Here is an 11,793-nt window from a genome sequence, read left to right on the forward strand (position 1 = left end):
TCACGGGCACACCACCTCCTCCTCCACCTGGGCGCGGGGAAGGCCGAAGTAGGCCCTCCGGGCGAGGAGCCTAAGGCGCACGGCCTCCCACTCCCGCTCCTTCACGTAGGCGAGGACAAGCCCCACCCCCAAGGGGTCCTGCACCCCCTTCTTCGCCTCCTTGAGGAGGACGCACCGAAGCCCCCGCTCCAAAGCCTTCAGGTCCCGAACCCCGGAAAGCCCGGAAAAGGGGGTGCCGGAAAGCTCGTCCAATACGGCGTAGTCCCCCTCCATGAGCCGGGCGAACCGGACCCGGTCCACGAACCGCCCCCCCTTGAGGAAGAAGGCGTCCGGGGCCAACCCCGAGCCTTGAAGCTTGAAGGCGGTGCGCAGGTTCTCCGCGTCCACCTCCAGGGCCAGGTAGTCCCGCAAAGCGGGCTGGTCCAGCCCCTTGGCCGCCTTGGCCACGTCCTCAAAGAAGCGCTTGGCGAGGAGGGCCTCCACCCGGGCGAGGTCCTGCGTCTCCCGCAGGACCGCCCTCAAGGCGCGGGCCAAGGGGTGGCCGGGCACGGCGAGCACCTGGGCCATCCCCGCGGGGTCCTGGGCCTCGTAGGCCTGGCGCCAAACCTCCTCCCGTAGGGTCCCGGGGAGGAGGAGAACCTCCTCAAAGGGGCGGCCCGTGGCCTTGGCCCGGAGGAGGGCCTGGAGGTTGTGGAGGTCGTTCCGCAGGAGGAGGAGCCGCACCGCCTCCCGCGCCTCCCCGGTGACGAGCCGCGGCAGGTCCCCGACCAGCTTGGCCTGGGTGCGGAGCACGGCCCGGTCCACGTCGGGAAGGCCCTGCCCCGCAAGCTCCCCGCCGTAAACCGTCTCCGAGAGGAGGCGGAGGAAGTCGGCGAAGGAGAGGTCCAGGGCCTCCTGGAAGAAGCTCTCCTTGAGGAGGGTCCCCCTCCGCACCCGCACCCGGGCGTTGAGGTAGGCGAAGTCGTCCGCCATCGTCTAGCCCCAAAGCGCCTGGGCCACCTTGGAGGAAAGGGCGTCCCAGGCGCGGTCAAGCCGGGCGAGGAGGCTGTTTTCCACCTGGGTCTTGCCCTCGGCCCCCACGGCCCGGACCCCCAGGCGAAGGGCGGGCTCGGCCTGGAGCTCCACTCCCCGCTCCCTGGCCAGGGCCTCGAGGTGGGGAAGGTCCTCCGGGTTGGCCACCAGGGCCTTGGCCCCGGGGAGGGCCTCCAGGGCCTCCAGGGCCAGTTTCCTCACCACCTCGGGCCACTCCGGCTTCTGGGGAAGGGCCTCCAGGGCCTCCCGGACCCGGCGCCGGACCTCCTCCAACACCTCCCCGCGGGCCTGGGTCCGGGCCGTGGCCACGAGGAGCTCCCCGGCGCTCTCCGCCCGGCGGAGGGCGGCCCGGTACTGGGCCTCGAGGGCCCGCTCCCGGGCCTGGAGGAGGGCCTTGGCCTTCTCCTCCGCTTCCCGCTTGACGGCCTCGGCCTTGGCCTCGGCCTCCTGGAGGAGGGCCTGGATCTCGGCCTCCACCTCCTGGCTCAGAATGGCTTCCAGTTTGGACATTTCCCCTCCCTATCGGGAAGGGGCCCCACCCCCAAGGAGGGCGGGGCCCCTGGACCGCCCTAGAGCCTGCCGTTGAGGATGAAGGCGATGAGGAGACCGAAGATCACCAGGGTCTCGGGCAGGAGCAGGAAGATGAGGGCGGTACCGAAGTTGCTCCGGTCCTCGGCGATGGCCCCCACGCCCGCCGCGCCGATCCGGGCCTGGGCCACGCCCGTGCCCAGGGCCGCCAGGCCCACGGCCAAGCCCATGCCCACGGCAATGAGGCCACGGTCCAGGCCGCCGGAGGCCGCCGCCTCCTCCGCCGCGAAAGCCAACGCGCCGAAAACCGCCAGAAGAACCGTCACCAGTAGCTTCTTCATCCCACTTCCCTCCTTTACTGCGCCTCACGGACGCTTTTGAACGGCCGGTAGGGCCTGCCGTTCTCCTCGTAGAAACCGAACTTGGTGAAGAACTCCACCCAAAGCAAACGGATGGGCTGGAGCATGTGCCCCAGGGTGGTGAGGAGGAGGATCAAGAGGTGCAAGACCCCCGCCACCAGAAGGCCCAGGAGCACCCCAAGAAGCCCAAGCCGCTCGGCGAGGGCGAACCCCACGTCGGTGAGGAGGCCGGCGAGGATCCCGCCCGCCGCCCCCACGGCGTAGATACGGATGTGGGAGAGGATGTGCCCCGCCTGGGTGAAGATCTCCGGGATCATGAGCCAGATCCGGCTCATGAGGACCGCGAGCAGGAAGACGCCGAAGCCCAGGTACATGAGCCCCTGGAGCCAGCCCGCCTGGAGGTTGCCGAGGTACGAGGCGGCGAGGGCCAGGACGCCCACGAGGCCGCCCAGGTACCCCACCCCCTCCCAGAAGTGGGCCATGTGGCGGTGCTTGAGGCCCAGGTAGGCCCGCAAGGCCAGGCCGAAGAACACCAGGACCACGCCGAAGGCCACGGAGAGGAGGATGAGGAGGTTGGCGGTCTTGGCGGTGTCAATCCTGTGGATGAGGATGGGGATGAGCCCGGGGTGCTCCGGGGTGCCGAAGACCCCGAGGTGCTCCAGGAAGGTGCCGAAGAACTCCCCGTAGATCACGCCCCAGACCACCGTCCAGAAGACCATCCAGTTCAGGATGTGGACCAGCTTGCCGATGACCTGGGGCTTGAGTTTGAGGGCGAAGAGGTCAATGACCAGGGGCTCGTTCCGCTTCACGTACCCGGAAAGCCACCGCCCCACCAGGTAGAAGAGGAGGGCGTAGCCGATGTCCCCCACGATCATCCCGAACCAGAAGGGGAAGAAGACGGGGACCACGGGGGTGGGGTCAAAGGTCCCGTACTTGGGGGTGTTCAGGAAGCTCACCAGGAGCTCAAAGGGCTTGGCCCAAGGGGGGTTGTCCAGGACCACGGGGATCCGGTCCGCCTCGTGGTGCTCGTCCACGGGCTCAAAGGCGTAGACCACGCTCTCCTTGTGCCGGGCGAGGGCCTCCTCCACCTTGGGCTTGGCCTTCACGGGGACGTAGCCCAGGAGGGCGAAGCCGAAGCGGCCCGAGGCCAGCTCCTCCAGGGCCTTAAGCCGGGCCACCTCGTCCTGGGCCCGGGTCCAGAGGCTCTGGAGGGTGGAGGCGCTCTCCCGGGCGAGCTTGGCCAGGTGCTGGCGCACCTCGGAAAGCTCCCGCGGGGCCGCCTCGGCCCGCTCCTTGAGCCTCCTCGCCGCCTCGGAGAGGGGAAGCTCCCCCAAGGCCCCAGGAAGCCTAAGCTCCGCCACCCCCGCCCGGGAAAGGGCCGCCTTGGCCTGGTCCACCTCCTTGCGGTGGACCACCACCAGGGCCGCCACCCCGCCCGCGTAGGCCTCGTGGGCCAGGAGGTAGCGGTCCTCCAGGGCCTTCCTCAGGGCCTCCTCCACCAGGGGGAGCTCCTTCTCGGTGAGGAGGAAGGGGATCACGCGGAGGAAGGGGCTTTTGTCCAGGCCGTGGGCCAGGGCGGCGAGCCGCTCCAGGGGCTCGAGGTAGGCCTGGGCCAGGGCGAGCTCCTCCTCCAGCTCCTGCTTTTGGCGGGTGAGGCCCTCGGCGTGGGCCTGGATGGGGGAAAGGGCCTTCTCGGCCGCCTCCAGCCCCTCGGGGAAGGGCCTTGCGGGCTCCGCCTCCAAGCCCAAAAGGCTCAGGGTGTGCTCGGCGCCCGCCGAGACCGCCTCCCACCGCCTTAGCTCCGCCCGCTCCTCGGGGGAGAGCTGGTAGGCGGAAAGGGCCTCGGGGCGGAGCGTCTCCAGGTGGACCACCCCCGCCTGCTGGAGGCTTTGGAGAAGCTCCTTGGCCCGGCCCTTGGGCCCGGCCAGGACCAGCTTCTCCATGGGGGCGATCACGGCAGGACCTCCTTCAGGACCAGGGCCACGGCCTCGTCCAGCCGGGCCATGGCCTTCTCCCGCACCGCCTTGGCCTCGGCCTCGGCCCGCTCCCGGTACCGGGCGAGGAGGGCCTCGGTCTCCGCCCGCTCCCGCTCCCGGTACTGGGCCTCCAAGGCCTTGGCCTTGGCCTCGGCCTCCTCCAGAAGGGCCTTGGCCTCGGCCTCGGCCCGCTTGACCCGCTCCTCGGCCTCCTTCTTGGCGGCCTCGAGGCGCTCCAGGAGCTGCTTCTCCTTCTCCGCCAGGCTCTTGATAAGTCCCAGGCCTCCCATTGCCCCTCCAGCTCGTGAAATGGCGTTCAAGACCAACCCGCCGGTCATGGTACCGGCTCTCCAGGCCCGCGTCAACCGACCCCGCCTAAGTATACTTAGGCGGTGAGGATTCAGGTCAACGCCAAGGGCGCGGCGCGGCTCCTTTCCCGCCACCTCTGGGTCTTTCGCCGGGACGTGGTTTCGGGGCCGGAAACCCCGGGGCTCTACCCCGTCTACTGGGGGCGGCGCTTCCTCGCCCTCGCCCTCTACAACCCCCACACCGACCTCGCGGTGCGGGCCTACCGCTTCGCCCCCGCGGAGGACCCCGTGGCGGCCCTTCTGGAGAACCTGGCCCAGGCCCTGGCCCGACGGGAAGCCGTCCTCCGCCAGGACCCCGAGGGCGGCTACCGCCTGGTCCACGCGGAGGGGGACCTCCTGCCGGGCCTCGTGGTGGACTACTACGCCGGGCACGCCGTGGTCCAGGCCACGGCCCACGCCTGGGAAGGCCTCCTCCCCCAGGTGGCGGAGGCGCTGAGGCCCCACGTCCAGAGCGTCCTGGCCAAGAACGACGCCCGGACGCGGGAGCTGGAGGGCCTCCCCCTCTACGTCCGCCCCCTCCTCGGGGAGGTGCCGGAGCGGGTCCAGGTGCAAGAGGGGCGGGTGCGCTACCTGGTGGACCTGAGGGCGGGGCAGAAGACGGGGGCCTACCTGGACCAGCGGGAAAACCGCCTCTACATGGAGAGGTTCCGGGGCGAGCGGGCCCTGGACGTCTTCAGCTACGCGGGGGGGTTCGCCCTCCACCTCGCCTTGGGCTTCCGGGAGGTGGTCGCCGTGGACTCCTCGGCGGAGGCCCTGCGCCGGGCCGAGGAGAACGCCCGGCTCAACGGCCTCGGGAACGTCCGGGTCCTCGAGGCCAACGCCTTTGACCTCCTGCGCCGCCTGGAGAAGGAGGGGGAGCGGTTTGACCTCGTGGTCCTGGACCCCCCTGCCTTCGCCAAAGGGAAAAAGGACGTGGAACGGGCCTACCGGGCCTACAAGGAGGTGAACCTCAGGGCCATCAAGCTCCTCAAGGAGGGCGGGATCCTGGCCACGGCGAGCTGCAGCCACCACATGACCGAGCCCCTCTTCTACGCCATGGTGGCCGAGGCCGCCCAGGACGCCCACCGCCTCCTCCGGGTGGTGGAGAAACGGGGCCAGCCCTTTGACCACCCCGTCCTCCTCAACCACCCGGAGACCCACTACCTCAAGTTCGCCGTCTTCCAGGTCCTCTAAACTGGAGGCGTGGAGAAGGACCTCCTGGATAAGCTGGGGCAGCATCTGGTCTGGCGCATGGGCCGGGCCGAGGACGAGGACGTCTTGGTGGTGCGGGTAGGGCTGGCCTCGGCCACGCCCAGGTTCCGGGAACTCCCCAGGCTCCTCAACCTCCCCGAGGCGGAGATGCGCCGCCTGGTGCAGGAAGGCCGGGTCCGGGTGGAGTGGGTGGAGGAATGAGGCTCGCCCTGCCCCTCCGCCCCGAGGTCCTTTCCGCCCTTCCCCTTGAGCTCCGCCTGGAGGCGGAAAGGCTAGAGGGGACCTTCCGCCACGAGAACCCCGTCCTCGGCACCCTAGACCTGCCCTTCGCCGCCCGGCTGGAAGGGGAGCGGGTCCGGCCCATCCCCCTGCCTCCCCCCTCCTTGGAGGTGGAAGGGTGGCTCCGGCCCACGGGGCTGGAGCTGGAGGTGCGCCTCCGCCTCCCCCCGGGGCGGACCTGGGGGGAAAGGGCCTTCGCCAGGATCTTGGAGGCCCTCTTCGCCAAGGCCCTGGAGGAAAGCCTTCCCGCGGGAGCGCGGCCTCCGTTATAGTGGGCCTGAAGAAGCAGGAGGTGGCGTATGGTGGAGGTTCGGTATCTCGGCCACTCGGCGGTCCTCCTCACGGACGGCAAGACGCGGATCGTCATAGACCCCTTCCTCACCGGAAACCCCATGGCCGCCCTCGGGGTGGGGGAGGTCCAGGCGGACCTCATCCTGGTCACCCACGCCCACGGGGACCACTTCGGGGACAGCGTGGCCCTCTCCAAGAAGGGAGGCGTGGTGGTCTCCACCTTTGAGATCGCCACCTACGCCGAGAAGCACGGGGCGAAGAGCGTCCCCATGAACCTGGGGGGCACCTACCGCTTTGAGGGCGGCTGGCTCAAGTGGGTGCCCGCCTGGCACTCCAGTAGCTTCCCCGACGGCACCTACGGTGGCATGCCCATGGGCGTGGTGGTGGAGCTTGGGGGCAAGCGCATCTACCACGCCGGGGACACCGCCCTCTTCTCCGACATGCGCCTCATCGGGGAGATGGGCCTGGACCTCGCCCTCCTCCCCATCGGCGACCACTTCACCATGGGCCCCGAGGACGCCCTGAAGGCCCTGGAGCTCCTCAGGCCCAAGAAGGTGGTGCCCATCCACTACAACACCTTCCCCCCCATCCGCCAAGACGGGGAGGCCTTCGCCCAACGGGCCAGGGAGAAGGGCGTGGAGGGGCATGCCCTAAAGCCGGGAGAGGTTCTCCGCCTTGACTAGGAGGGACTTCCGGCTGGAGATGCTTTTGGGCCTGGGCCAGACGGCCCAGGTCCACCTGGCCCGGGCCCCCGACGGGACGCGGGTGGCCCTGAAGATCCCGAAGAAGGAGGTCCGCCAAGACCCTAGGCTTGCGGAGCGGTTCGCCCGGGAGGTGTCCTTCAGCCTCTCCCTCCGCCATCCCCACCTGGTCCGGGGCCTGGCGGGGGTGCCCTTCGGGGAGGGGGCCTTCCTCGCCCTGGAGTACTTTCCCGAAGGGACCCTGGAGGACCGCCTCCGCCAAGGCCCCCTGCCCTGGGAGGAGGCGGTAAAGGCCCTCCTCCACGTGGGGGAGGCCCTGGGCTTTCTCCACGAACGCGGGCTCCTCCACCAGGACGTCAAGCCCTCCAACGTCTTCGTGGGCCAAGGGGTCTACAAGCTCGGCGACCTCGGCACCCTGCGCCGGGTGGACGACCCAAGCGCGGAGTACGCCGGAAGCCCCCATTACCTCGCCCCCGAGCTCTTCCTGGGGGCGAGGCCAAGCCCGGCCTCGGACGCCTACGCCTTCGGGGTCTTGGCCTACGAGGTCCTCACCGGCAGGCGGCCCTTCCAAGAGGCGGCTCCTCGCCAAGCGCCCCGAGGACCGGCTCGGCCTTAAGGCGTTTCTCCGCGTCCTCGCCGAGGCCTCGAGGCCAAACCCCTCACGGAGGTAACCCATGGAACCGGTCTGGTACCCCGACGCGCGCGCCCAAGAAACCTGGCTTGGCCGCTTCATGGCCGAGCTCGGCTTCCAGGACTACGAGGCCTTCCACCGCTACAGCGTGGAGGAGGCCGAGGCCTTCTACCACGCCTTCTTCACCCGGCTCGGCGTGCCCTGGCGGGCCCCGTACACCCGGGTGGTGGAAGGCCACTTCCCCTTCCCCCGCTTCTTCGTGGGGGGAAGGCTCAACCTGGTGGAGGCCTGCCTGCGCCACGACCCCACCCGGCCCGCCCTCGTCCACGAGACGGAGGACGGCCACGTCCGGAGCCTCACCTACGGGGAGGCCCGCCGGGAGGTGGAAAGGCTCGCAGGGGGCCTCCGGGCCCTCGGGGTGGGGCGGGGAGACCGGGTGGGGCTATGGCTTCCCATGGGCCTCGAGGCGGCCTTGGCCCTCCTCGCCGTGGCCCACCTCGGGGGGATCGCCGTCCCCATCTTCTCGGGCTACGGGGCGGAGGCCGCCGCCCTCCGCCTCAAGGACGCCGAGGCCAAGCTCCTCATCGTCCAAGACGGCTTCCTTCGCCGGGGACGCCGGGTGGAGCTCCTCCCCGAGGCCCGGAAGGCCAGGGCCATGGCGGGGACGGAAAAGGTGGCCGTGGTCCGCCGCCTCGGCCTCCCCCTGGAGGAGGAGGCGGACCTCGCCGCCCTCGCCGGCCCCCTCTCGCCGCCGGAGGAGATGGAGAGCATGGACCCCTTCATGCTCATCTACACCTCCGGGACCACGGGCCGCCCCAAGGGCACGGTCCACTACCACGCGGGCTTTCCCTTGAAGGCCGCCCTGGACCTCGCCCTCCTCTTTGACCTGAGGGAGGAGGACCGCCTCTTCTGGTTCACCGACCTCGGCTGGATGATGGGGCCCTGGGCCATCCTGGGAGGCCTCATCCTCGGGGCCACCGTCTTCCTCTACGACGGGGCGCCGGACCATCCGGGCCCGGACCGCCTCTGGCGCATGGTGGCGGCCCACCGCCTCACCCACTTAGGCCTCTCCCCCACCCTGGTGCGGGCCCTCATCCCCTTTGGGGAAGCCCCCGTGGAGGCCCACGACCTCTCCTCCCTCCGGGTCCTCGGCTCCACGGGAGAGCCCTGGAACCTCGAGCCCTACCTCTGGTTCTTCCGGGTGGTGGGCAAGGAGCGGCTTCCCATCGTGAACTACTCGGGGGGCACCGAGGTCTCGGGGGGCATCCTGGGGAACGTCCTGGTGAGGCCCATCAAGCCCATGGGGTTCAACACCGCCGTGCCCGGCATGAAGGCCGCCGTCTTGGACGAGGAGGGGAGGCCCGTGGTGGGCAAGGTGGGGGAGCTCGCCGTCCTCGCCCCCTGGCCCGGGATGACCAAGGGCTTCTGGCGGGACGAGGCCCGGTACCTGGAGACCTACTTCCAGAAGGTGCCCGGGGTCTGGGTCCACGGGGACTTCGCCCTCCTGGACGAGGAGGGGCACTTCTTCCTCCTCGGCCGCTCCGACGACACCCTGAAGGTGGCGGGAAAGCGGGTGGGCCCCGCCGAGGTGGAGACGGCGGCCATGGCCCATCCCGCCCTGCGGGAGTGCGCCGCCATCGGTGTGCCCCACCCGGTGAAGGGGGAGGCCATCGTCCTCTTCGCCGTGCTGAAGCCGGGCTTCGCCCCCTCGGAGGCCCTGGCCGAGGAGGTGGCGGAGCGGGTGGCCGAGGCCTTGGGGAAGCCCCTCAGGCCGGAGCGGGTCCTCTTCGTCCCCGACCTGCCCAAGACGCGCAACGCCAAGGTGATGCGCCGGGTGGTGCGGGCCGCCTTCCTGGGCCAGGACCCCGGGGACCTCTCCGCCTTGGAGAACCCGGAGGCGGTGGCGGCCATCAAGCGGACCCGGGAGGGTTAAAGGGCCCCCGCCCGCCGCTCCAAAGCCCCTTTACGGGTAGGCCCAGCAAAGCCCCGGCGAAGAGGAAGAGGGCCACCCCCCCGGCCCCGCCCAGGAGGAGGGGAAGCAGCGCCTCCTTGGGCCCGGAGGCGGGGAAGGCGTTCTCGAGGCCCAACCCGGGGAGCGCCGCCAAAAGCCCCGCCGGGAGGACGCGGAGAAGGTATCCAGGGGCGTACCCCACCCCAACCCCCTCCCGCCGCAGAAGGGCCAGGTAGAGGAAAAGCCCCACCCAGCCCGCCAGGGCCGTGGAGAGGTTGAGGAGGAAAAGCCCGGCGTCCCGCAAAAGCCAGTAGCCCAGGGTGTTCAGGAGGAAGACGAGGGCGCTGGCCGTGACCGCCTCCCGCACCCGGCCGAGGGCGTAAAGCCCGCGGAGGAAGAGGGTGTTCACCCCCCAGGGGAGGACGGCGAGCCCCAAGGCGGCGAGCACCTCGGCGCTGTAGGCCCGGTTCTCCGGGGTGAGGGGGCCGAAGAGGCCGAAGAGGAGGACCACCACGAAGGGGGCGAGGCCCGTGAGGAGGCCGCCGAGAAGGGCCAAGACCAGGGCCAGGCGCTCAAAGGGGCCCCGGAGAAAGCGCCCTAGGTCCTCCCCCCTTAGGGTACTCATACGGGGAAAGAGGGCGATGGCGGGGCTCGTGGCGAAGAGGCCCAGGACCATCTGGAAGACCACCTCGGCGTTGTAGAACCCCGTGACCGCCGCAGGGGGGTAGCGGGTGAGGATGTTGGTGAGGACCAGGTTCAAAAACTGCCGGAGGGAGGTGGTGAAGGCGAAGGGCCCCATGCGGAGGAGGGCGGGGAGGAAGGCGGGGTGCCAGCGCCACTCCAGGCGGAAGCCCCGGAGGAAGGGAAGCTGCACCAAAGCCTGGATAAGTCCCCCAAGGCTCACGGAGAGGCCCAAAGCCGTGGGGTCCCCAGGATAGAGGGCCATGAGGAGGATGGCCACCAGGTTGAAGGCAACGGGCCCGAGGGCGTAGGGCAGAAAGCGCTCCTCCGCCTGGAGGAGGGCGGAGAAGAGGGCCGCCATGGAGATGCCGAGGAGGAAGGGGAGGAGGAGCCGGGTGAGGTAGACCACCTCCTGGAAAGCCTCAGGGGCCCTTAGGTGGCTTTCCTCCGCCACCAAAAGCCCCGCCACCCAGGGAGCGAGGAGGTAGCCCAGGCCCAGGACAAGGAGGTTCACCCCGAAGAGGAAGGCGGCGAAGCGGCGGGCGAAGGCCTGGGCCTCTTCAGGAGGGAGGCTCTTAAGAAGGGGGATGAGGGCGTTCTGCACCGCCCCTTCCGCCAGGAGCTCCCTGAGGAGGTTCGGCACCCGGTAGGCCACGTTGAAGGCGTCCTTGAGGGCGTCGGGGTAGAGGGCGTTGAAGACCGCCTGGCGGACGAGGCCCAGGACCCTCGAGGCCAGGGTCCCCCCCATGACCAGGAGGACCGCCCTAAGCATGGGCGCCCAAAGCCTCCTGGAAGGCCTCCAGGAAGTTCGCCTGGTTCACCACGGTGAGGCCGTGAAGGGCGGAAAGCTCCTTGGCCCGGGCCCTGTCCATGCCGAGGAGAACCAAAAAGCTCTCCTTCTGGGAGAGGCCCAGGACCTTCTTCAACCCGGCGTACTTGGCGATGTGGGCCTGGAACTCCCCGGTCTTGGCCTCAAACCAGTAGAACCGCTCCCCCACCCGCACCAAGACGTCCAGCTCCATGGCCTCCCCCCCGGGCAGGGTCACCTGGTAGCCCACGGCCACCTCGTGGGGCAGGTTTTTGGAGCGCAGGTACTTCCTGAGCCGCTCGGCCACGTACCGCTCCAGCCAGCCCCCGGTGAGGAAGTTCTGGACCCAGCCCTCGGTGCTGGCCTTGGCCCTGAGGAGCCGGTCCTCGCTCTTGTAGCGGTAGGAGGTGAGGAGGGCGTACTGCTTGAGCAGGGTGCAGAACTGGGTGGAGTTGGCGATCTCCTCGGGGGAGGCCTCGGCCAAGGAGAGCTCAAACTGCCGCTTGGTGGAGAGGCTCTGCTTGAGCCTCTCGTAAAGCCTCTCCAGGCTCGGGTACCGGTCCCCGAGGAAGAGGGCGAGCCGGTTCAGGACCCGTTCCCGCTCCTCCTCCCCCTCCTCAGGCCTCCGCACCACCTGGACGCCAAGGCCCTTAAGCCACTCCTCCAAGCTCGGGGCCTTCCTCGGCCTCGGGAGTGGGGCTGGGGCCTCCCGGAGGAGGCGCCACATCTCCTGGGCCAGGGCGAAAAAGCGTTCCCGCAAGGGGTCGGGGGTGGCCTCGAGGCCCGGCGGGAGGAGCCCCGAGCGCAAGGTCTCCAAGAGATGGAGCTCCAAAGCCTCCCTGAGGGCTCTTCGGGTGGCCTCCAGGTTCTCCCCTTCCACCCGCAGGCCGAACTCGGCGAGCTCCCCCACGTAGCGGCCCGGGGACACGAGGTCGTACCGGGCCTTGGCCATGGTCTCTTCCAGGTAGCGGGTGAGCACCCCCATGCCTCCAAGTCT

At 70.0% G+C, this 11,793-nt stretch carries 12 protein-coding genes and 1 pseudogene; 6 read left to right on the forward strand and 7 right to left on the reverse strand.

What is annotated here, in order from left to right:
* The 5 genes from TTH_RS06465 to TTH_RS06485 are packed head-to-tail and all read right to left on the reverse strand — an operon-like array spanning window position 1 to window position 4,185.
* Window positions 1–972 (reverse strand): V-type ATPase subunit, encoded by a 972-nt coding sequence (locus TTH_RS06465; protein ID WP_011228562.1) that lies wholly within the window; start codon window positions 970–972, stop codon window positions 1–3.
* Window positions 973–975: 3 nt separating this feature from the next.
* A complete protein-coding gene (locus tag TTH_RS06470) occupies window positions 976–1,542 on the reverse strand; it encodes a V-type ATP synthase subunit E (protein ID WP_011228563.1) in 567 nt (188 codons plus the stop codon).
* Between the two features lie 59 nt (window positions 1,543–1,601).
* Window positions 1,602–1,901: a F0F1 ATP synthase subunit C gene (locus TTH_RS06475; protein WP_011173338.1), complete on the reverse strand. Its 300-nt coding sequence runs from the start codon at window positions 1,899–1,901 to the stop codon at window positions 1,602–1,604.
* Between the two features lie 14 nt (window positions 1,902–1,915).
* Window positions 1,916–3,874 carry a V-type ATP synthase subunit I gene (locus TTH_RS06480; protein ID WP_011228564.1) on the reverse strand — a complete coding sequence of 653 codons (1,959 nt, stop codon included), beginning with the start codon at window positions 3,872–3,874 and terminating at the stop codon, window positions 1,916–1,918.
* A complete protein-coding gene (locus tag TTH_RS06485; protein WP_008632725.1) occupies window positions 3,871–4,185 on the reverse strand; it encodes a V-type ATPase subunit subunit G family protein in 315 nt (104 codons plus the stop codon). The genes TTH_RS06480 and TTH_RS06485 overlap by 4 nt, the downstream gene beginning before the upstream one ends.
* Window positions 4,186–4,287: 102 nt before the next feature.
* On the opposite strand from TTH_RS06485, the gene TTH_RS06490 reads away from it, so the two are divergent.
* The 6 genes and pseudogenes from TTH_RS06490 (at window position 4,288) to TTH_RS06515 (ending at window position 9,289) form a co-directional block, all read left to right on the forward strand.
* On the forward strand, window positions 4,288–5,436 hold the full coding sequence (locus tag TTH_RS06490) for a class I SAM-dependent rRNA methyltransferase (protein WP_011228566.1): 1,149 nt from the start codon (window positions 4,288–4,290) through the stop codon (window positions 5,434–5,436).
* Between the two features lie 9 nt (window positions 5,437–5,445).
* Entirely contained in the window at window positions 5,446–5,655 is a 210-nt protein-coding gene (locus TTH_RS06495; RefSeq protein ID WP_011173341.1) for a DUF3248 domain-containing protein, read from the forward strand.
* Window positions 5,652–6,005 (forward strand): DUF3809 family protein, encoded by a 354-nt coding sequence (locus TTH_RS06500; RefSeq protein WP_011228567.1) that lies wholly within the window; start codon window positions 5,652–5,654, stop codon window positions 6,003–6,005. Before TTH_RS06495 ends, TTH_RS06500 begins: the two co-directional genes overlap by 4 nt.
* A gap of 27 nt (window positions 6,006–6,032) precedes the next feature.
* On the forward strand, window positions 6,033–6,707 hold the full coding sequence (locus TTH_RS06505; RefSeq protein ID WP_011173343.1) for a metal-dependent hydrolase: 675 nt from the start codon (window positions 6,033–6,035) through the stop codon (window positions 6,705–6,707).
* A 19-nt stretch (window positions 6,708–6,726) separates the two neighbouring features.
* Window positions 6,727–7,396 (forward strand): annotated as a pseudogene (locus TTH_RS06510) (serine/threonine-protein kinase).
* 3 nt (window positions 7,397–7,399) lie between these two features.
* Window positions 7,400–9,289, forward strand: a complete 1,890-nt coding sequence (locus tag TTH_RS06515; protein ID WP_011228569.1) for an AMP-binding protein — start codon at window positions 7,400–7,402, stop codon at window positions 9,287–9,289.
* Here the strand turns inward: TTH_RS06515 and murJ are convergent.
* Window positions 9,267–10,760 (reverse strand): murein biosynthesis integral membrane protein MurJ, encoded by a 1,494-nt coding sequence (gene murJ / locus TTH_RS06520; protein WP_011228570.1) that lies wholly within the window; start codon window positions 10,758–10,760, stop codon window positions 9,267–9,269. The genes TTH_RS06515 and murJ overlap by 23 nt on opposite strands.
* The gene (locus tag TTH_RS06525) at window positions 10,753–11,781 is read right to left on the reverse strand and encodes a hypothetical protein (RefSeq protein ID WP_011173347.1); all 1,029 of its coding nucleotides are present in this window, start codon (window positions 11,779–11,781) and stop codon (window positions 10,753–10,755) included. Before TTH_RS06525 ends, murJ begins: the two co-directional genes overlap by 8 nt.
* Window positions 11,782–11,793 lie beyond the last annotated feature (12 nt).

This window comes from Thermus thermophilus HB8, from assembly GCF_000091545.1.
GTDB lineage: Bacteria > Deinococcota > Deinococci > Deinococcales > Thermaceae > Thermus > Thermus thermophilus.

Bases quoted from the DNA above. Each gene is read 5' to 3' on its own strand.
- TTH_RS06465 (WP_011228562.1), bottom strand. From the start codon at position 972: ATGGCGGACGACTTCGCCTACCTCAACGCCCGGGTGCGGGTGCGGAGG.
- TTH_RS06470 (WP_011228563.1), bottom strand. From the start codon at position 1,542: ATGTCCAAACTGGAAGCCATTCTGAGCCAGGAGGTGGAGGCCGAGATC.
- TTH_RS06475 (WP_011173338.1), bottom strand. From the start codon at position 1,901: ATGAAGAAGCTACTGGTGACGGTTCTTCTGGCGGTTTTCGGCGCGTTG.
- TTH_RS06485 (WP_008632725.1), bottom strand. From the start codon at position 4,185: ATGGGAGGCCTGGGACTTATCAAGAGCCTGGCGGAGAAGGAGAAGCAG.
- TTH_RS06500 (WP_011228567.1), top strand. From the start codon at position 5,652: ATGAGGCTCGCCCTGCCCCTCCGCCCCGAGGTCCTTTCCGCCCTTCCC.
- TTH_RS06505 (WP_011173343.1), top strand. From the start codon at position 6,033: ATGGTGGAGGTTCGGTATCTCGGCCACTCGGCGGTCCTCCTCACGGAC.
- TTH_RS06515 (WP_011228569.1), top strand. From the start codon at position 7,400: ATGGAACCGGTCTGGTACCCCGACGCGCGCGCCCAAGAAACCTGGCTT.
- murJ (WP_011228570.1), bottom strand. From the start codon at position 10,760: ATGCTTAGGGCGGTCCTCCTGGTCATGGGGGGGACCCTGGCCTCGAGG.
- TTH_RS06525 (WP_011173347.1), bottom strand. From the start codon at position 11,781: ATGGGGGTGCTCACCCGCTACCTGGAAGAGACCATGGCCAAGGCCCGG.